The organism is Crassaminicella indica (assembly GCF_019203185.1).
In the GTDB taxonomy this organism is placed as follows: Bacteria; Bacillota; Clostridia; order Peptostreptococcales; family Thermotaleaceae; genus Crassaminicella; species Crassaminicella indica.
The window spans coordinates 2,511,312-2,530,473 of sequence record NZ_CP078093.1; the positions used below are offsets into that span (position 1 = coordinate 2,511,312).

The 19,162-nt window shown below is 29.4% G+C and carries 23 protein-coding genes; 2 read left to right on the top strand and 21 right to left on the bottom strand.

The features are described 5' to 3' along the window. Positions 1 to 6: 6 nt before the first annotated feature. The 7 genes from KVH43_RS11965 to surE all read right to left on the bottom strand — a co-directional run bounded on the left by KVH43_RS11965 (position 7) and on the right by surE (position 5,334). Entirely contained in the window at positions 7 to 621 is a 615-nt protein-coding gene (locus KVH43_RS11965; protein WP_218282749.1) for a histidine phosphatase family protein, read from the bottom strand. A 140-nt stretch (positions 622 to 761) separates the two neighbouring features. Further along, positions 762 to 1,634: a MurR/RpiR family transcriptional regulator gene (locus KVH43_RS11970; RefSeq protein WP_218282750.1), complete on the bottom strand. Its 873-nt coding sequence runs from the start codon at positions 1,632 to 1,634 to the stop codon at positions 762 to 764. A gap of 24 nt (positions 1,635 to 1,658) precedes the next feature. Next, on the bottom strand, positions 1,659 to 2,198 hold the full coding sequence (locus KVH43_RS11975; protein WP_218282751.1) for a 2-oxoacid:acceptor oxidoreductase family protein: 540 nt from the start codon (positions 2,196 to 2,198) through the stop codon (positions 1,659 to 1,661). Between the two features lies 1 nt (position 2,199). Continuing rightward, positions 2,200 to 2,988 carry a 2-oxoacid:ferredoxin oxidoreductase subunit beta gene (locus KVH43_RS11980; RefSeq protein ID WP_218284165.1) on the bottom strand — a complete coding sequence of 263 codons (789 nt, stop codon included), beginning with the start codon at positions 2,986 to 2,988 and terminating at the stop codon, positions 2,200 to 2,202. A gap of 34 nt (positions 2,989 to 3,022) precedes the next feature. Beyond that, positions 3,023 to 4,162 (bottom strand): 2-oxoacid:acceptor oxidoreductase subunit alpha, encoded by a 1,140-nt coding sequence (locus KVH43_RS11985; RefSeq protein WP_218282752.1) that lies wholly within the window; start codon positions 4,160 to 4,162, stop codon positions 3,023 to 3,025. After that, the gene (locus KVH43_RS11990; RefSeq protein WP_218282753.1) at positions 4,152 to 4,364 is read right to left on the bottom strand and encodes a 4Fe-4S binding protein; all 213 of its coding nucleotides are present in this window, start codon (positions 4,362 to 4,364) and stop codon (positions 4,152 to 4,154) included. Before KVH43_RS11990 ends, KVH43_RS11985 begins: the two co-directional genes overlap by 11 nt. Positions 4,365 to 4,569: 205 nt before the next feature. Continuing rightward, entirely contained in the window at positions 4,570 to 5,334 is a 765-nt protein-coding gene (surE, locus tag KVH43_RS11995) for a 5'/3'-nucleotidase SurE (protein WP_218282754.1), read from the bottom strand. A 116-nt stretch (positions 5,335 to 5,450) separates the two neighbouring features. Here surE and KVH43_RS12000 point away from each other — a divergent pair, with 116 nt between their 5' ends. Continuing rightward, positions 5,451 to 6,089 (top strand): hypothetical protein, encoded by a 639-nt coding sequence (locus KVH43_RS12000; RefSeq protein WP_218282755.1) that lies wholly within the window; start codon positions 5,451 to 5,453, stop codon positions 6,087 to 6,089. Positions 6,090 to 6,113: 24 nt separating this feature from the next. On the opposite strand, the gene mnmM is transcribed toward KVH43_RS12000, so the two are convergent. The 7 genes from mnmM to KVH43_RS12035 all read right to left on the bottom strand — a co-directional run bounded on the left by mnmM (position 6,114) and on the right by KVH43_RS12035 (position 11,652). Then, the gene (mnmM, locus tag KVH43_RS12005; protein ID WP_218282756.1) at positions 6,114 to 6,680 is read right to left on the bottom strand and encodes a tRNA 5-(aminomethyl)-2-thiouridylate-methyltransferase MnmM; all 567 of its coding nucleotides are present in this window, start codon (positions 6,678 to 6,680) and stop codon (positions 6,114 to 6,116) included. A 15-nt stretch (positions 6,681 to 6,695) separates the two neighbouring features. After that, a complete protein-coding gene (locus tag KVH43_RS12010; protein ID WP_218282757.1) occupies positions 6,696 to 7,157 on the bottom strand; it encodes a GNAT family N-acetyltransferase in 462 nt (153 codons plus the stop codon). Positions 7,158 to 7,273: 116 nt separating this feature from the next. Further along, entirely contained in the window at positions 7,274 to 7,984 is a 711-nt protein-coding gene (locus tag KVH43_RS12015) for a pseudouridine synthase (protein ID WP_218282758.1), read from the bottom strand. 654 nt (positions 7,985 to 8,638) lie between these two features. Further along, positions 8,639 to 10,255: an ABC-F family ATP-binding cassette domain-containing protein gene (locus tag KVH43_RS12020; protein ID WP_218282759.1), complete on the bottom strand. Its 1,617-nt coding sequence runs from the start codon at positions 10,253 to 10,255 to the stop codon at positions 8,639 to 8,641. Between the two features lie 153 nt (positions 10,256 to 10,408). After that, positions 10,409 to 10,963 carry a Holliday junction resolvase RecU gene (locus KVH43_RS12025; protein WP_218282760.1) on the bottom strand — a complete coding sequence of 185 codons (555 nt, stop codon included), beginning with the start codon at positions 10,961 to 10,963 and terminating at the stop codon, positions 10,409 to 10,411. Between the two features lie 159 nt (positions 10,964 to 11,122). Continuing rightward, complete coding sequence (locus tag KVH43_RS12030) at positions 11,123 to 11,422, bottom strand: hypothetical protein (RefSeq protein WP_218282761.1); 300 nt, start codon at positions 11,420 to 11,422, stop codon at positions 11,123 to 11,125. Between the two features lie 47 nt (positions 11,423 to 11,469). Next, entirely contained in the window at positions 11,470 to 11,652 is a 183-nt protein-coding gene (locus tag KVH43_RS12035; protein WP_218282762.1) for a hypothetical protein, read from the bottom strand. Positions 11,653 to 11,751: 99 nt separating this feature from the next. On the opposite strand from KVH43_RS12035, the gene KVH43_RS12040 reads away from it, so the two are divergent. Further along, positions 11,752 to 13,359 carry a recombinase family protein gene (locus tag KVH43_RS12040; RefSeq protein ID WP_218282763.1) on the top strand — a complete coding sequence of 536 codons (1,608 nt, stop codon included), beginning with the start codon at positions 11,752 to 11,754 and terminating at the stop codon, positions 13,357 to 13,359. On the opposite strand, the gene KVH43_RS12045 is transcribed toward KVH43_RS12040, so the two are convergent. The 7 genes from KVH43_RS12045 to KVH43_RS12075 form a co-directional block, all read right to left on the bottom strand. Continuing rightward, positions 13,279 to 14,391 (bottom strand): FAD-dependent oxidoreductase, encoded by a 1,113-nt coding sequence (locus tag KVH43_RS12045; RefSeq protein ID WP_218282764.1) that lies wholly within the window; start codon positions 14,389 to 14,391, stop codon positions 13,279 to 13,281. The genes KVH43_RS12040 and KVH43_RS12045 overlap by 81 nt on opposite strands. Further along, the gene (locus KVH43_RS12050) at positions 14,384 to 15,352 is read right to left on the bottom strand and encodes a sulfide/dihydroorotate dehydrogenase-like FAD/NAD-binding protein (protein ID WP_255547764.1); all 969 of its coding nucleotides are present in this window, start codon (positions 15,350 to 15,352) and stop codon (positions 14,384 to 14,386) included. Before KVH43_RS12050 ends, KVH43_RS12045 begins: the two co-directional genes overlap by 8 nt. Before the next feature lie 102 nt (positions 15,353 to 15,454). Continuing rightward, the gene (locus KVH43_RS12055) at positions 15,455 to 16,561 is read right to left on the bottom strand and encodes a D-alanyl-D-alanine carboxypeptidase family protein (RefSeq protein ID WP_218282765.1); all 1,107 of its coding nucleotides are present in this window, start codon (positions 16,559 to 16,561) and stop codon (positions 15,455 to 15,457) included. A gap of 101 nt (positions 16,562 to 16,662) precedes the next feature. Further along, entirely contained in the window at positions 16,663 to 17,109 is a 447-nt protein-coding gene (gene ytfJ / locus KVH43_RS12060) for a GerW family sporulation protein (protein WP_218282766.1), read from the bottom strand. Then, positions 17,102 to 17,749 (bottom strand): DUF2953 domain-containing protein, encoded by a 648-nt coding sequence (locus tag KVH43_RS12065; protein WP_218282767.1) that lies wholly within the window; start codon positions 17,747 to 17,749, stop codon positions 17,102 to 17,104. Before KVH43_RS12065 ends, ytfJ begins: the two co-directional genes overlap by 8 nt. A 94-nt stretch (positions 17,750 to 17,843) precedes the next feature. Beyond that, complete coding sequence (scpB, locus tag KVH43_RS12070) at positions 17,844 to 18,380, bottom strand: SMC-Scp complex subunit ScpB (RefSeq protein ID WP_218282768.1); 537 nt, start codon at positions 18,378 to 18,380, stop codon at positions 17,844 to 17,846. Positions 18,381 to 18,382: 2 nt separating this feature from the next. Continuing rightward, positions 18,383 to 19,141 carry a segregation/condensation protein A gene (locus KVH43_RS12075; RefSeq protein ID WP_218282769.1) on the bottom strand — a complete coding sequence of 253 codons (759 nt, stop codon included), beginning with the start codon at positions 19,139 to 19,141 and terminating at the stop codon, positions 18,383 to 18,385. Positions 19,142 to 19,162 lie beyond the last annotated feature (21 nt).

Genomic DNA, 19,162 nt, shown 5'->3' on the forward strand with positions numbered 1-19,162 from the left:
CACCCTTTACTTCATATTTTCTAAATGACAAGTATTATTTAATGTTACTAATACTGGTCCATAAGATTTATATTCGATTACATTCATACAAGTATTATCTTGTCTTATTTTATAAAAATAAGAAAGATCTATATCCATTAACCCAAGTATAATAGATTTTATTATAACACCATGAGATACAACAACTATATTCTTATTTTCATTTTCTTTTACAATATCATAAATTGCCTTTAATCCTCTTTTTTGTACCTCTAAAAGCTTTTCTCCTCCTGGAATAATAGCTTTATGAGGTTCATTTCGCCATACTGTATAATCTTTAAGATAACTCCTTTGGATTTCTTCATTTGTTAACCCTTCCCATTCTCCAAAAGACATTTCTCTTAATCCATCAATTTTTTTTACTTCTAAATTCATTGTTTTTCCAAGAATCTTAGCTGTTTCATATGCCCTATCTAAATCACTACTATAAATAGCATCAATTCTATATTTTTTCATGCTTTTCGCTAAGAGTACAGCTTGATTACGCCCTTCTTCTGTAAGCTCTACGTTTTTAGATCCTTGTGCTCTAGACTCAATATTCCATTTTGTTTGTCCATGTCTTATCAGATATAATCTTGTCATATTTTCCCCCCTTAAAATATCAAATCTATTATACCATTAAATAAAGTCTTTCTAATTATTTTCTCCATTTTTATATGAAGATAAAACATATAATAATATATAAAAAACTACGGAATTCCGTAGTTTTTTATATATTGTCACTATAGTGTATTTTTATTATTATAAACATTATGCTTTTCCCAAATCTTTTCTAATCTATCAAAAGTGCTTGAGATCTCAGACTTTTCTCTCATACCCACCGCAACTACTAATGCATTAATTAAACTTAATGGAGCAACTAATGAATCTACAAAAGAAACCATATTACTTCTTGCAACTAGTGTATAATCAGAAATCGATGCAATCGGCGAAACTTGACTATCTGTAATGCCTACTACAGTAGCACCTAATTCCTTTGTATAATTTAATGCATTTAATGTATTTGTAGAGTATCTTGGAAAACTAATACCAATGACTAAATCATCTTTTCCAACTCTGAGCATCTGTTCATAAATGTCACTAACTCCTGCTGTTACAATTTTCACATTATCTAGAATCAAATTCAAATAAAACCCTAGATATTCTGCTAACGTGCTTGAACTTCTTAGCCCTAAGATATAAATTCTTTTAGCTTTAAAAATATTATTTACTACCTCTTGAAAAACTTCATCATCTATTTCTTCAATAGTAGCTTTAATATTGTCCATATCTGCTTTTAATACCTTTTTTAGCACAGCACCTTCATTTGAATAATCAGTTGACATTTCTAATCTTTGAACAGTTGTTAATTTAGTTTTAATTAATTCTTGTAGTTCTTTTTGTAGCTGTGGATACCCATCGTAGCCTAATGCATTAGCAAATCTTACCACCGTAGATTCACTAACACCTACTCTACTTCCTAATTTTGAAGCAGTCATAAATGCTGCTTTATCATAATTATTCGTAATAAATTGCGCAATCAGTTTTTGACCTTTACTTAGTCTTGAAAAATTTTTTTGAATAACTTTGATTAAATCTGCATGATTATTTTTCATGGGAATTCCCTTTCTAAACTAAACTTATGCTTTAACTCCAAGCTTGTAGCCTTCTTCTAAAGCACGTTTATTTAGTTCTTCTGTTCCTTTTGGTACTCTATTTAACACTGCAGCTTCAAGCGATTCTTTTGATACAATATTTAATATTGCATTAATAGCACCAATTGCAATAATATTTGCAACCATTGGTTTTCCAATCACTTCACTAGCTGTTTCTAGTATTGGAATTTGAATAATTTCTCTAGCTTTTGCATTTTCAGGTACCTTTACTGTTGAATCAACTAACAATACTCCTTCTTCTCCAATTAAATCAACATATTTATCACAGGCTACTTGTGTTAAAGATAATAAAAGATCAGCTGTTTGAACCTTTGGAAAATCAATTTCTTCAGTACTAATAATAACTTCTGCTTTACTAGCACCTCCACGAGCTTCTGGGCCATAAGATTGTGATTGAATAGCATTCTTACCGTCCATAATTGCTGCCTCAGCTAAGATTATTCCACCTAAAATAAGACCTTGTCCACCTGAACCAGTTAATCTTAATTCCATTTGCTTAGACATACTATCTCTCCTTTGTAAATCTATCAATTATTTTTTGATACTCTTCAGTATATTCTGGTGCTGTAGCGTTTTTGAATTCTCCAATTAAAAATTTTCCTTCAAGCTGCTCTGGAGAAAGTTTTTCTGCTACCTTAACATCAACTGCATGGTCTTTTTGCCACTTCATAATATCAACAGCAGATCCTTTTTTATTCTTTCTTCCATAATAAGTAGGGCATACACTAACACCTTCGATTAATGAGAATCCTTTGTTTTGAATACCTTTTTCTACAAGTTTTATTAATTGATTTGCATGATAAGCAGTTCCTCTAGCAACATATGTTGCTCCTGCAGCAGCTGCTAATTCTGGAATATTAAATGGTCTATCTATATTTCCATAAGGAGCTGTAGTACCTAATTCTCCAGTAGGAGTTGTTGGAGAATATTGACCTCCTGTCATTCCGTAAATATTATTATTGAAAACGATTGTCGTAATGTTAATATTTCTTCTACAAGCATGGATTAAATGATTTCCTCCGATTGCTGTTGCATCACCATCACCAGTGATTACAATCACTTCTAATTCTGGTCTAGCTAACTTTACTCCTGTTGCAAAAGCTAAAGCTCTACCATGTGTAGTGTGAAGCGTATTAAAATCCATATATCCAGGTGCTCTTGAAGAACAACCAATACCAGATACAATACATACTTTATCCTTATCTAAACCTAAATTTTCTATTGCTTGTGCAATACTTCTCATTAAAATTCCATGTCCACATCCTGGACACCAAATATGTGGTAATTTATCCATTCTAAAATTATTTTGAATTAATGCGCTAGCCACTTTAAATTACCTCCTCAATTTTAGATAATATCTCGTCAGGAGTAATAATATCCCCATCAACTTTTCCAATATGGAAAATATCTGATGAACCTTTTACTACTCTTTCAACTTCTAAAACTAACTGTCCATAATTAAGCTCTGCAACAATTATACCTTTTGCTTTTTGTGCAAATTCTTTCACTTGTTTTTCAGGGAAAGGCCAGATTGTAATTGGTCTAAACATACCTACTTTTAATCCTTTTTCTCTAGCTTTTTTCACTGCACTCTTTGCACTTCTTGCTGTTCCACCATAAGATACTACAACAATCTCTGCATCTTCCATATATAATTCTTCATATGTTACAATATCATCAATATTATCTTCAATCTTTGTCATTAGTCTTGTACAAAGCTTATCTGCTACAGCATTGCTGTTTACTGGGAATCCAGATTCATCATGAACAAGTCCTGTAACATGATATCTATATCCGTCACCAAATCCTGCCATAGGAGGTACACTTTCTCCCTCTGCAACTTTATAAGCTAAATAATCTTCACCATTTCCTGCTGGCTTTTTGCGATCAACGATTTCTAATTCACTAGCATCAGGAATTCTAATGCCTTCTCTCATATGCCCAACAATCTCATCCATTAATAAAATTACAGGTGTTCTATATTTTTCTGCAAGATTAAAAGCTCTAACAGTTATATCAAACGCTTCTTTTACTGATGATGGAGCTAATGCAATCACAGGATGATCTCCATGTGTCCCCCATTTTGCTTGCATTACATCACCTTGTGATGGAGAGGTAGGTAATCCAGTACTTGGGCCATGTCTTTGTACATTAACAATTACACATGGAATTTCCGCCATAGCTGCATAACCAATATTTTCTTGTTTTAATGAAAATCCAGGACCACTTGTTGCAGTCATAGCTTTTACACCAGTAAGTGCAGCCCCAATTGTCGCAGCCATACCACCAATTTCATCTTCCATTTGGATAAATTTTCCGCCTACTCTTGGAAGCTTTTGTGCAGATCCTTCTGCAATTTCTGTTGAAGGCGTTATAGGATATCCTCCATAAAAACGCATTCCTGCAGCAATAGCACCTTCTACAACGGCTTCATTCCCTTGCATTAATTTTATGTTATTATTTTTCATCTTCCATACCTCCTAGATAAATTGCATAATCCGGACAGCGCAGTTCGCATAAGCCACATTTAATACAATTTTCCATATCTACAATTTCAACTTTTTCATGTTTTAAAGCTAGAACATTTTTAGGGCAGAATTCTACACAAATTCCACAGCCCTTACACCAGCTTTGCTTTACAATTAATTTCTTTTCCTTCTGGTTTGCCATTCTATTCAACTCCATTCCAAAGTTAATGTTTTCCACATTGTTATAATAACAAAAAAAATGTCGCAATGCAATTTTTATTTCACATTTTTTGAAAAATATACAATAATGCAATTTTTCCTTCAAATTGTACGCACGGATTTTTTTATCCATGTTTACTGTTATTATAGTATACAATTATCCGAACAAAAAGGCGCATATTGCGCCTTTATTCCACCTTTATATTCCATTGTTTTACTTGTTCAATTAAATCAAATTTTGTTAAATCAAAGTGAATAGGTGTGATAGAAATAAAATTGTTTTGTATGCTATGTATATCTGTTCCTTCATTATTTTTTGCATCAATCACTTCTCCACCTAACCAATAATAGCTCTGTCCTCTTGGATCAATTCTCTCTATAAACGAATTTTTATACTTTCTAGCACCTAGTGTTGTAATATTAACACCTTTAATATTTTCCTTTTGACAATTAGGTATATTTATATTCAATAACGTATCCGGCGGTAATGGATTTTTCAATATTTTTTTTGCTACAATGCAGCTAAATTCTGCTGCAGCATCATAATTTACATTTTTAAAATCTGCAAGTGATACAGCAACAGCAGGATATCCTAAAATAGCACCTTCTATAGCAGCAGAAACAGTTCCTGAATAAAGTACATCTGTTCCTAAGTTAGGGCCTTTATTAATTCCTGAAAAAACAATATCTATTTTTTCTGAAATCAAAGCTTCTACAGCAAGCTTTACACAATCTGAAGGAGTTCCACTAACTGCCCATGCATGAAAATCTTTATCAAAAAACTTAATTTTTTCAGCTCTAAGAGGTTCATGCATGGTTATCGCATGTCCTGTAGCACTTCTTTGACGATCTGGTGCCACAATATAAACGTCTCCAATTTTATTTAATGCACAAGCTAATTTATATATTCCTTCTGCAAAAATACCATCATCGTTTGTAATTAATATTTTCAAAATATTTTCCTCCTTCAATAATAATAATATTTATTATACAAATATTTTAATAGTAATTTTATATAAAACAAATACTAATATAAAAACTAATCATTTATTCATTAGGAGTGATAAATTTGATTCAAATTGACGACTCAGGAAGCGGCAGTTTAATCGGTGGTACTTGTATTGGCGCTATGAGAACAGAAACAAAAGAGTATGTTTATGGTATTATCCCTTTAGAATTTTATCATGGTGATGCTTTTGAAAAAAAATTATATCTAGATAAAGTAGTCGATATCACGCGTTCACTGCTTAACACATTAGAGGTATCAAAAAATGAAAAAATTGAAATATGCAGAGGATATATGTTTGATAAATTAAGATTATTTTTAAAAGAAAACCAATATAATTTTTCTAGTACCTCAATAAAAGAACCACTTCAATCTAAAATTGAAAATACTTTTGAAGAATATGCAATTTCTTTAGGTCTTCCCCATGCATTTTTAAACTATACAAAATATCCTTTTCATTTTCACAGACTACTAAGATGGGTATATGCAGATTATGATAATCGCGTCTCTCTTTGTAAAACAGGCTGGAAAAGTTGGAAGAAATACGGAAATCTTCCATTACAATTAGAAACAACCTATATTAAGTATAGTAGATACAATTGTTTAAAATGTGGAAATAAAATAAATAACAATAGCAAGGTAAAGGTTATTAAATATCATAGCAATAAACCAAATATCATATATCTACATCTAAACTGCTAATAAAACTCCATAGTTGCAGGAGTTTTATTTTTTAATGATAGTAATCAATATAGGAGATTCTTTTGTTTGATTGATATAATCCACCTTCATTACATGAAATTTACTTTGATCAAGGTTTTCAATATAATTTATAACCTGTTCCTTTTCTATTTTTCCTTCAGAGTGTCCGTGATATATAATCATAGTAATCATACCATTTCTCTTTAAAAACTTTAAACATTTTTCAATTGCAACAACTGTCGTTTCACCCTTTGTAACAATATGGTGATCTCCCTTTGGCAAATAACCTAAATTAAACATCCCTCCACTTATTTCATCACAAATATATTTATCCATATTTTCATGTCCATCTTGTATTAAATCTACATTGTTTATATGGTTATTCTCAAGTAATTTTTTTGTATTAGCAATAGCTAAATCTTGTACATCAAAAGAAATAACTTTTCCTTTTTCTCCAACAATATTTGCTAAGAATAACGTGTCATTTCCATTTCCCATTGTAGCATCAACTACTACATCACCCTCTTTTAAAACATCCTTTAAAAAATATTTAGCTAATTCTGTAGGTCTTATTAAATACTTTATATCCATGAATTCACCTCTATCTTATTTATGAAATTTACATGCCTTTAAAAAATAATCTGGCAAAGCTACATATAATAATTTCTTTTCATTTAATTGGTTGATTATATGACCCTTGCTACAATCCTTCTTTAGTTCTTCTAAAGCAACTTCTTTAAAACCTAATTTTATAAAAAATTGTTCTTCTTTATCAGTATTTACAAATACCTTTTTTATCCCCATCTTATCTGCTAAATTCAAAATAGCTTTTACAATGCCATCTCCTAAATATTCTCTTCGTCTGTTTTTTGAAACCACTACAAATTTTATGATCGCCATATCTTCTATAGGTATAAATCCAGCAGCTGCAACTGGCTGTTTGTTGTCATAAGCAACCATGCAATTTTTAATATAATCTTCGATCTCTTCTATATCTAAATTACTCTCCTTTATCAGCTTTTTTATAATATATATTTCTTTTTGACTAGCTGATTTGATTTCTAGCATATGCTCTCAACTCCTTTTTAGAATGTTTAAACCATATCGTACTCAACTTTTATGATAATTATTAGCATAATAAAAATAACTTATAGATAAATAACTTCAAAACGAAATATTTATCTTTATATGCATGATTTTAAATATTTTATCTCTGTTTCTGTTAAATATCTCCACTTTCCTTTTTGTAAATTCTCTAAATTTATTTTTCCGATAGCAATCCTTTTTAATTGTAAGACTGGATGATTTATTTTTTCAAACATTCTTCGTATCTGCCTGTTTTTTCCTTCATGAATCATTACCTTCACAAGGCTAGTAGCTCTTTCTTTTTTTAAAACCTCTATAAATGCAGGCGCAGTAATATATCCTCCTATGTCTATCCCTGTTTGAAAGCAAGCAAGTTCTTTTTTATTTAATATTCCTTTTATCTTAGCAATATAAGTTTTTTTTATTTTATGCTTTGGATGCGTTAATCTATAGGATAAATCTCCATCATTTGTCATGATCAATAAACCAGAAGTAGCATAATCTAATCTTCCCACGGGATATATTCTTTCTTGAATATTTTTTATAAGATCTACTACAGTAGGTCTATTAAATTCATCTGATAATGTAGTCACATAACCTTCTGGTTTATTTAGCATAATATATATTTTGTTTTTTTCTAAATGAATGATTTTTTGATCTACAGAAACAATATCTTTATGTGGATCTACAATAACTCCCATGTCTTTTATTACTTTATTGTTTACTTTAACTCTGCCTAGTTTTATCAATTCTTCAGCTTTTCTTCTAGAAGCAACCCCACTATGTGCTATATATTTTTGCAATCTCACAAAACTCGCTCCTTTTCTTTTGATAAGTATATTATATATTTTATACTAACTTTTCTTCAAATATATTTAATAGATTTATTCTTTTTATTTTAACATTTTTATAGGATGTTTTTGAATCTATAGGTAAACAACTTTAAAATGAAATATAAAAGATAGTTCATTCCAGATAACTTTTGAAAAAACAAAACTTCATTTCATGAAAAAATACTAAACCTTCAAAACTCACTTCGTTCAAACAATGAAGGTTCTTAACGTATTTTTTATGAAATTTCAGTAAGTTTTTTTACAAAAGTTATCGAAGTCATTCACTTATCTTTATATATTTCTTTTTTTTTATGTTGATGTTGTTTACCTATAGTAACATACAAATCTTTTTAATCATAATATATATTAGAAATTATTATAATAATAAAGGATATGATAGCAATGTTATCTGTTGATAATTGTAAAAATGCATTAGTAAATTTATATTATGTTCCTGCTGAAATCTTAGCTATTATATTATATAAAATATTTGAAAATAATGCTTTATAAAGTTTGTTAATTTGTTTTTTGTAATTCATATATCTTTTAAACTACTCGGAAGTAGCTTGTATTAATACTTTTTATTTATTGATAAAAATAACATAGAGCAGGAGTTACTCCTGCTCTATGTTATTCATACATTTTATTAATTCTATCTTGAATTTCTTTATCATCTAAAAATTCGTCAAAAGTAATTTCTTTATCAAAAATACCATTTGGTGTGATTTCAACAACCCTATTTGCAATGGTCTGAATAAACTTATGGTCATGAGATGTAAACAGCATAGTCCCTTTAAAAGCAATCAAACCATCATTTACAGCTTGAATAGATTCTAGATCTAAATGATTGGTAGGTTCGTCAAGAAGCAATACATTTGCTCCTGAAAGCATTAATTTAGAAAACATGCATCTTACCTTTTCTCCTCCTGAAAGAACCTTTGCCATTTTTAAAGGTTCATCACCTGAAAATAACATCTTTCCTAAAAAGCCTCTAATAAAAGATTCTGATTTTTCTTCAGAATATTGTCTTAACCAATCTATCAAATTAAGCTCTACATCTTCAAAATATTCTGCGTTATCCTTTGGCAAATAAGCTTGCGTAGTAGTAATTCCCCATCTAAAAGTTCCTTCGTCAGGCTCAATCTCACCCATTAAAATTTTGAACAAAACAGTCTTAGCGATTTCATTTCTTCCAAGAAGTATAATTTTATCCCCTTTATTTACAGTAAATGAAATATTATTTAACACTTTTACCCCATCAATAGTTTTACTAATTCCATTTATAGTTAGAATTTCTTTTCCAGCTTCTCTTTTTGGAGTAAATCCAACAAATGGATATCTTCTAGATGATGGTTGTATATCTTCTATAGTAATCTTTTCTAAAAGCTTTTTTCTTGAAGTAGCTTGTCTAGCCTTCGACGCATTAGAACTAAATCTTGCAATAAAGGATTGCAGTTCTTTAATTTTTTCTTCCTTTTTCTTGTTTTGTTCCTTCATTAGCTTTAATGCTAATTGACTAGATTCATACCAAAAATCATAATTCCCCACAAATAATTTAGCTTTGCCAAAATCAATATCTACCATATGTGTACATACTTTATTTAAAAAGTGTCTATCATGTGATACTACAATCACTGTATTTGGATAATCTAGCAAAAATTCTTCTAGCCAATTTATTGCTTTAAAATCCAAATGGTTTGTAGGTTCATCTAGTAAAAGAATATCAGGATTTCCAAAAAGGGCTTGAGCTAACAAAACTTTTACCTTTTCAGCTCCTTTTAATTCTTTCATAGCTTTATAGTGTAGATCTTTGTTGATTCCAAGACCCATTAATAGCTTTTCTGCATTTACTTCTGCATCCCAACCATCTAATTCTGCAAATTCAGCTTCAAGTTCTGATGCTTTTATACCATCTTCTTCAGTAAAATCTTCTTTTTGATAAAGAGCATCCTTTTCCGTCATTATTTCGTAAAGCCTTTTATGTCCCATAATAACTGTATCTAAAACATTGAATTCATCAAATTCAAAATGATTTTGCTTTAGTACAGCTAGTCTCTCCCCTGGCGTTATAGAAACATTTCCTTCATTAGGTTCAATCTCACCAGATAAAATCTTTAAAAAAGTTGATTTTCCTGCACCATTTGCACCAATAACCCCATAACAATTTCCTGGAGTAAATTTAATATTAACATCTTCAAATAATTTTTTATCTCCAAATCTTAATCCTACACCTGTAACTGTAATCAAATTAATTTGTTATACAACTAATTTGTATAACATCCTCCTTTCTATTTCTTACAATGAAAAAATTGCACAAAATACTGTGCAATTTTTATTTCATTCATTCAATTATACACGCTATTTAATACTTTTTCAATTCATATGCCTTAATTTTTAAATTCATACAGTATACTTTTTCTTTAATTCTTCTTTTGAACTAAGATACGTATTAATAGTAGGTAAATAATTTATAATTCCATTAGATTCACGTTTAATTTTAAACTTTTTATCCATATCAGCATATGGTATTGATTTACGCCCGCCTTGTAAACTATTATTGTAATAGTATTCAAGCATTTCTAATGGGATTAAATAATATTCATTATACATTTTAAAATGTACCAATATAAAGCTTACTCCACCTTGCTCTGCATGTTCCTTAAGATCCTCTATCTGATGAATATGTATATTACTTAACGGTAAACTTTTTAATTCAGTCTCTTTCACGTCAAATGCAATTGGAATTTTTTGTGCAATCCCACTGTAATCTACATAAGCCTTCTGTTCAAAATAACCCTTCGTAATCATACCTCTTTTATCAATATCAATTACTTTTATAGGCACTGGATTTTTCTTAATATATGCTAATTTTTTTCTTCTATATAAATCATTTGTTAAATCTATTTCATTTTCAGATAAATCTCCACGATGCCCTCTACTTCTCCATGATGTCATAATAATCCTCCTTCAAAACAAGTTATTAAAATGTCTAAATATATTTTAACATTATTTTTATTAAAATAAAGGATCCTATTCTCCTCTTATTTTAAGGAAAATAAGGTCCTTACAGTTAAAAAATAATCATAATATAAAAGCAATTTCATAAAATATATTTTATATTAGCTTTTCTTCAAATATATTTAACAAATTCATTCTCTCAATTTTTTTCTTTAATACCTCTATATCTGTAGTATACAAATTTAAATTCTTCATTCTTTTGAAATAATCAGCTCCTGCAAAAGTATATCTTGTTTTTACTCCTTCTTCTGTTTGAGACTCTTTATGTTCGTATGCAATTAAATCACCAATGCATAAATTTGTTGGAAGCTCTAAAAGTGGTATTCCTTTTATTAAGCGAACACTATTATGTCCTGCTAAACTTCCTGTAACAATTGCTTCAACTCTATTTACCAAATTGCAATATTAAGGATATAAGTTTCTTTTTTTTTTTAAATAAAACATTACTTCTCTTTTACAACCTTATCTTTATTGTATTTTTCAAGTGTATTAATGAGCATATTCATATTTTTATATGACATATTCTTAAATAGTATTTTTGCCAAAGCTTTTGCTGCACGTTCATTATATTCATTTATATTTTCTTGAGTAGGTTCATAAATAATTACTTTTAAAATCTTACTCATATGAGAACCTCCTCATTAATATATATATATGGCAAGCTAAATAAATTCATAAGTTTATAAAATTTTGTAGGATGCAATATAACAGAAAGGGGCTATCCTATGAAAGCTGCTATATATAGTAGAAAAAGTAAATTTACTGGTAAAGGTGATTCTGTTGAAAATCAAGTGCAAATGTGTAAAGAATATGCAAAAATGCACGAAATCACATCATATATTATATATGAGGATGAAGGCTTTTCTGGAGGTACTACAAATAGACCTATGTTTCAACAAATGCTTAAAGATGCAAGATCAAAAAAATTTGATATACTTATATGCTATAGACTAGATCGTGTCAGTAGAAATATTGCAGATTTTGCTCGTTTAATTGAAGAGCTTCAAGAATATAATATTGAATTTATCAGTATTAGAGAACAATTTGACACTTCTACCCCTATGGGTCGTGCCATGATGAACATTGCAGCAGTATTCGCTCAGCTTGAGCGTGAAACTATTGCTGAAAGAATACGCGATAATATGTTAGAACTTGCAAAGTCTGGTCATTGGCTTGGAGGACAAACACCCTTAGGATATAAAAGTAAAAAAATCACTTATTTAGATGCAGAATTTAAACAAAGAAGCATGTATCAATTATCTCCAATTAAAGAAGAACTGCAAATTATAAAATTAATTTTTGATAAATACCTTGAAACTAAATCTTTATCACAAGTAAGCAAATACTTATTGTCAAATAATATAAAAGGTAAAAATGGAGGAGATTTAAACAAAAAAAGCATTCATAATATATTGACAAATCCTGTATATGTAAAGTCAAACGATGAAGTTTTTGATTATCTCAAGCACTTGGGAATAACTACAACTGGTAAGCCTAATGGGAAATATGGTATTCTTACTTATAATAAAAATCAAAAAGGAAAAAAGCAAGAGCCTTCTCAATGGATAGCAGCAGTAGGAAAGCATGAAGGAATTATTGAACCTGATCGCTGGCTTTTAATACAAAAAACTCTTAAAATAAATAAAGAAAAAGCACCTCGTACTGGAACATCTCACACAGCTCTTCTTACAGGTATATTAAAATGTGCAAAATGCGGAAGTGGCATGCGTGTAATATATGGCAATAAAATAAAAGGAACTAATCATCGCGCCTATTATTATACATGCAGTTTAAAAAATAACTCTGGAAAAACAAGATGTGATAATAAAAATGTCCGTGGCGATCAATTAGAAAAGATTGTTATAAAAAAATTAAAAGCTTTTAACAAAAATGCTCTATTAAAGGAATTAAAAGAGCTTCAAAATAAAAATGCCTCATTTCATGCAATTGCTCATGAAATAGAATATATAAAAAGTCAAATCAATACAAAAAAGAGTGCTATTCAAAATTTAATCAAGCAATTGTCTGAAAATAAAAACAGTATCGCTGCAAACTATTTGATAAAAGAAATTGAAAAATTAGATAGAGAATATAATCAGTTAAAACAAAAACTTGATACTAAAAAAAATATAAAAGAAATAAATAATCAAAAAAATATAAATATTAATTTCGTTATTCACTCATTAGAGAATTTTCATAGCTTATTTGATACTTTAGACAATATTGACGATAAAAGAAATCTCATCAATCATCTAGTTGATAAAATTACATGGAATGGATATCATGGTACTGTAGAGGTTTTTTTGTGGGGATGTAAAAAGAATAAAATCTAATAATCCCAATTGTCGCACTTTAGGATTACATTCATCTGTATGCCCTACGAAAAGTCCTGCTTTTTCTCCAGCACACAATAAATTATCTAATTTCTCAACTTTCATAGTATTATCTCTAGGAGCAATAGATAGATACCTTATAGAGTTTCCTACTCCACCAGCATAAGGATCTTCATATCTTGCATTTTCAAGGCCTTTAAATTGTCTAAGCTTTTCTAAAGGATAAAATGGAGCCATTAGTTTTGCATGACCTGTATCTAGTAATATTAAATTTTCAGCATATTCCTTTAGTGCATATTGCTGGCATACCTTCATATCTAATTTTTTCGTATTAATATCCTTTTTAGGTACAGGTAAAATTACTACTCCCTTTTTATTTAATTGATCAATAATTTCTTGACTTAAAGAATCTTTATTTAACTTACAAGATCCACTAAAAGCACCATAAGATCCATCTTTCCTTTTCCCTACTAAATCTTCTACTCCTGCTTTTTGACTAATACTTACTCTAGGTCCAAAGGAAGGACATCTTAGTATACACATAGAGCATCCATTACCATATTTTAAGCAATTTCCCATAGGTCCTGTAGAGCCTGTGGTTTCAATAAAAACATCACCTTCAATAACATCACCATTTTGTAGTACAATTCCCTTTATAGCATTATCCACTACATCTACATCTATCGCTCTAGACCTTAAGAGTATTTGAATATCCATTTCTATTAATAACCTTCTAACCATAGGCTCTACTTTACATACATCATAAAGACTTGCATGTTTATGACCGGGAAAATCAATATTCACATGTCTTGAAGCCTTATCTGTAACATTAAAAAGTTCTTTTCCTCCAAGCAAAATACATTCTTCAGTTGCTGTATATCTTCCATTGTTTCTCATAATTCCGCCCACATTTCCTAATCCTAAAAGTATATCTGTTCTCTCTATGACAGTTACCTCTGCTCCTGCTTTTTTGGCAGTAATGGCAGCTGCAACTCCTGCCCAACCTCCTCCAATTACAACTACTTTAGCCATTCACCTTCCTCCCTTCTAACACAGCTTTAGCATCTAACTGGCATTTGCACATCTTTACAACTTTACCATTTTTTGTTTTGCTCGAACAAGAACCACAAATACCTTCTCCACAACATATGTGACTATTGTTACTGATAACAAATTTCATATTTTTTCCTATATTTTCAATTGCCTGTTCTACTCTTTTATGAAATCTATCAGAGCCTGCACTATAAACAAGAGAATAATCTCCTTTTTCTAATATATTGCTAAACTCTTTTATTCCCTCTTCTTTCTTAAAATTTAATTGAATTGTTTTTAGTGGCAAATCTTTTATATAATCATTCACAAAAATCATTCCAAGTTTACCTGCATCAATTACAAATGTAATATTATTATTGTTCTTTAATAAATATTTTATAGCAAGTACTGATGGTGCTAGTGCAATCCCCCTTGCAGCAATTAGTACGTTTTCCTTTTTTGTAGTTTTTAAATTTTTTATACCTAATACACCATTCCAATAAGGTCCCTTTATTAAAATTTTTTCTTTACATTTTAGTAATGATTTCGTCTTTGGACCTATTATTTGTACAGCTATATGGATTTCTCCTGTGTTTTCATCTGAATCCATAATAGACATAGGTACACTAAAAAAATATGGTTTTTCTGGATCTCTAAGAAACACATAAGACCCTGGCTGCTTTAATTGTCTTGCAAGAGTTTTTGTACATTTTAGTTTAAAAATTACTATTTCTTCATGCACCTTCTTTTTCTCGATAATCCTTCCTTCAACTACAGTCCTGATATCACTTTTTTTATTTCCATACCAATAAAAATTTTGATATATACATACACCGCTCCAATTACAATCGCAAAAGCTTTTCCCCTGAAGATGAGAACAAATTAAACAATCATTTGTTTCAGCTAAATAACATGGACAATATTCACTTCCAGCATCTATACAACCAACTCTTTCACTCAATATACATCCCTCCAATTTTAAGCAATAAAAATACCCTATAATTATAGGGTATTTTTTATATATAAAATTTGTTCCACCAATTTTGTTAAATTTTTATTACTTTTATCTCCTAATAAAATCCTTTATCTTATCTTTTAAATCTTTTTGTTCAATATCCTCTCTGGCTATCATCTCTGTCGAATATAACAAATTTCCTTCAAGATATATCCTCAATTTTCCTATTTTTTGACCTCTCTTTATAGGTGCCTTGTAACTTTCTTTTATTTTTAACACTATACGAATCTTTCCCTTTTCTTCATCGCTTAAAGGCAATATAATATCTTCCTTTACAATCACACCAGTACTATTTTTTTTGCCATTTTCCACACCAATAGTCTTAATAACAATATCTTTTTTTACTATATAAAATGGTGTATATCTATTAAATGCATTCTCTAATAAATCATACGAATCTTGAAACCAATTAGGATCATTTAATACTACACAAATAAGCTGTACACCATTTCTTGTTGCAGACGTAACTAAACATCTTCCTGCTACTTTTGTATATCCTGTCTTAACACCATCTCCACCTTCAAACTGACTTAATGTCTTATTTTTATTATAAAAATATTTATAGCCTTCTCGCTCAGCAACCCAAAGCTTTGTCTTTACAATTTCTTTGAAATTTGGATTCATCAAAGCTTCTCTTGTAATAAGAGCAAGATCATAAGCAGTAGTATAATGATCTTTATGATGCAGACCATGTGGATTTACAAAATTTGTATTATTCGCACCCAATTTTTTTGCTCTTTCATTCATAAGTTGAACAAATTTTTCTACAGAACCTGAAACATGGGTTGCAATTGCTACAGCGGCATCATTTCCAGATCTTAACATAAGCCCATATACTAAGTCTTTCATTTTTAAAGTTTCATCATATTTTAAGTAAATAGATGATCCTTCTACACCTACTGCATTTTTAGGTATTTTTACCTTCTGGTCTAATGAACATCTTTCTAAACCTAATAATGCAGTCATAATTTTTGTAGTACTTGCCATAGGCATTTTTTTATTCATATTTTTCTTATAAAGGACTCTTCCTGTTTTTACATCCATTACAATTGCACTGCTAGCTGATATAGAAATGTTCTGACCAATACATATAGTTGTATGCATGGTGAAAAAAATAATCATTAAAATCAAAATATACCTTTGTTTCTTTTTCAAATTGATCACTCCATTTGTTATAATAACTAATGCTAGTATGAACTACTTATCACCAAAAAATACAAATAAAACATAAAAGAGTAAGGATAGCGCCTTTCTCCTTACTCTTCTGTATTTTCATTATTTTCTTCTGTTTTCTTTCCCTTTTTTTGATTTTTCTTATTGCCCATTCCTTGAATTTTTTCTACAAATTTAGGCATAAAATTTAACAAGCTATCTAGCATATTCGCATTCTGATCAACTGGCAGTAATTTCATTTCTCCATTTCCAACAACCATAAAAGCAACAGGTTGTACAGAAACACCCGCTCCAGTCCCACCAGCAAAAGGTAATTTTTCACTCGTCTCTGTATCATTAACATCTTTAGTCATTCTATCAGTATATTCTCCTCCTCCTGAAGCAAAACCAAAAGATACTCTAGATATGGGAATAATCACTGTTCCCTCAGGCGTTTCAACAGGATCCCCAACAATTGTATTTACATCTACCATATCCTTTAAGCTTTCCATTGTGGTTTTCATTAATGCTTCTATTGGATGACTACCCATCACATTCACCGTCCTTTATTAAAAATGTATATCCATACTTTATTCCTGCAATAATAATATAGCCTATTTTAACCTTTATTATACAGTGAAGGGTTGTTTTAAAAACTTCTCTATTAAAAATAGGAACAATATTTAAAGTGGTTTTGTTACAATTCATATTATTTCTTAATATCGAAATAATATATCCTTTTACTGCCCAAAATATTCCTGATATCATTCCAGTAATTGCAGCATCTTTCATGCCAAACTCTGTAATCCATAAAAAATCACTTATTTTTATTTTGCTAAGCATATATTGAATTACATTATGATAAGAATGATAAAAACGTTTTATTTTATTATTAATTTTTTTCATTTCATCCAAACTAATAATAGATTTTTTTTCATCTATCGATTCATCTATTTGTCCTTTTTTTATTTCTGAACTCATTTTTAAAAAAGGACTTCCATTTTTTTTCATGGCTAAATCTAAAAAAGGAATCTCCATTTTATATTTAACCAAGCTAAATAATGTTTTAAATTCTAAAATAATTTTATCATCTTTGTTATCCTTAAGAATTCTTATATCTATTATTACAGATATAAAGAATAAAATCATAAAAAAAGCAAAGATCATGATACTTATGTAAATTTGTAACACCACCTCTCAGTATAAAGTATATAGTATATTTTTTCCAATAATATAAAAAAATACACTTCCTATGTTGCTTTTAAAAAAAATAAACACCGATAAATTATTTATCGGTGACATCTAAATTTTCAAATTCCTCAAGACTTGGTAATTCTTTCAAGCTATTTAATCCAAAAGACTTTAAAAAAGTATCAGTAGTACCATACAAAATAGGACGTCCTGTTTTTTCAAGCCTTCCAGTTTCTGCAATCAATTCTTTTTCTATAAGTGTATTAATCGCTTTATCGCTTTTTACACCTCGTATCGCTTCAATTTCAGGTCTTGTAATAGGCTGATTATATGCTACAATTGCCAATACTTCTAGTGCTGCTTGGGTTAGTCCCTTATTTTGAGCAGGTGCACATAGCTTTTGAATATAATCGAAATACTTATTATTTGTACACAATTGGAAATGATTATTTACTTCTATTATTTGTATTCCTCTATCATTAATCTCATATTCTTTTTTTAAATCGATCAAACATTTTCTTATAAACTCAGGTGGTAAATCTAATGTATCAGCAACCAATTTTATATTTAAAGGATCTCCCCATACAAACAACATAGCCTCAATAATTGATTTAACCTCTTTTTCTTCCATTTTTACTGCACCTCATTACTTATAATATTTCTCTTCACAACAATATCTCCAAATATTTTATTTTGTTGTACTACAATAAATTTTAATTTAATTAACTCTAATAATGCTAAAAAAGTTACAACGATTTCATTTCTATCAAAAGGATTTGCAAACAATTCTTCAAAAGCTAACGCAACATGCTCTTTAAAGAATTTTTTTATTTGCTCAATTTTGTCCTCTATAGTAATCTCTTCCCTTTTGATTTTTCTTATATCTATAACATTAGATTCAGATACTTTTTTTCGTCTAGAAATAAGACGATTAAAAGCCTTTACAAGATCTTTTATTTCTAAATCTTCTACTTCTTTTTCATTACTTTTTAAAAATTCATCAAATTGTTCTGGCTGCTTATAGAAAATCTTTGTGTAAACTTCCTCACGATCCTTTAATTTTGAAGCTATATTTTTATATTTTTTATATGCTATCAATCGTTTTACTAAGTCTTGTCTCGGATCTTCTTGGTCAAGCTCCATTTCAATTTGCTTTTCTTGTTTTTTCGGTAAAAGCATTTTTGACTTTATTTCTATAAGAGTTGCTGCCATTACCAAAAATTCACTAGTTATTTCTAAATCAAATTTTTTCATGTCTTCAATATATTGAACATATTGCTCTGCTATGTCTTTAATAGGTATATTATATATATCTACTTTTGATTTCTCGATAAGATGAAATAGTAAATCAAAAGGACCTTCAAAAACTTCAAGTTTCACATTATATGACATATCTTCACCTGCTTTATTTAA

Bases quoted from the DNA above. Each gene is read 5' to 3' on its own strand.
- KVH43_RS11965 (WP_218282749.1), bottom strand. From the start codon at position 621: ATGACAAGATTATATCTGATAAGACATGGACAAACAAAATGGAATATT.
- KVH43_RS11970 (WP_218282750.1), bottom strand. From the start codon at position 1,634: ATGAAAAATAATCATGCAGATTTAATCAAAGTTATTCAAAAAAATTTT.
- KVH43_RS11975 (WP_218282751.1), bottom strand. From the start codon at position 2,198: ATGTCTAAGCAAATGGAATTAAGATTAACTGGTTCAGGTGGACAAGGT.
- KVH43_RS11980 (WP_218284165.1), bottom strand. From the start codon at position 2,988: ATGGATAAATTACCACATATTTGGTGTCCAGGATGTGGACATGGAATT.
- KVH43_RS11985 (WP_218282752.1), bottom strand. From the start codon at position 4,162: ATGAAAAATAATAACATAAAATTAATGCAAGGGAATGAAGCCGTTGTA.
- KVH43_RS11990 (WP_218282753.1), bottom strand. From the start codon at position 4,364: ATGGCAAACCAGAAGGAAAAGAAATTAATTGTAAAGCAAAGCTGGTGT.
- mnmM (WP_218282756.1), bottom strand. From the start codon at position 6,680: ATGGATATAAAGTATTTAATAAGACCTACAGAATTAGCTAAATATTTT.
- KVH43_RS12010 (WP_218282757.1), bottom strand. From the start codon at position 7,157: ATGCTAGAAATCAAATCAGCTAGTCAAAAAGAAATATATATTATAAAA.
- KVH43_RS12025 (WP_218282760.1), bottom strand. From the start codon at position 10,963: ATGACATCATGGAGAAGTAGAGGGCATCGTGGAGATTTATCTGAAAAT.
- KVH43_RS12035 (WP_218282762.1), bottom strand. From the start codon at position 11,652: ATGAGTAAGATTTTAAAAGTAATTATTTATGAACCTACTCAAGAAAAT.
- KVH43_RS12040 (WP_218282763.1), top strand. From the start codon at position 11,752: ATGAAAGCTGCTATATATAGTAGAAAAAGTAAATTTACTGGTAAAGGT.
- KVH43_RS12045 (WP_218282764.1), bottom strand. From the start codon at position 14,391: ATGGCTAAAGTAGTTGTAATTGGAGGAGGTTGGGCAGGAGTTGCAGCT.
- ytfJ (WP_218282766.1), bottom strand. From the start codon at position 17,109: ATGGGTAGTCATCCAATAGAAGCATTAATGAAAACCACAATGGAAAGC.
- scpB (WP_218282768.1), bottom strand. From the start codon at position 18,380: ATGGAAGAAAAAGAGGTTAAATCAATTATTGAGGCTATGTTGTTTGTA.
- KVH43_RS12075 (WP_218282769.1), bottom strand. From the start codon at position 19,141: ATGTCATATAATGTGAAACTTGAAGTTTTTGAAGGTCCTTTTGATTTA.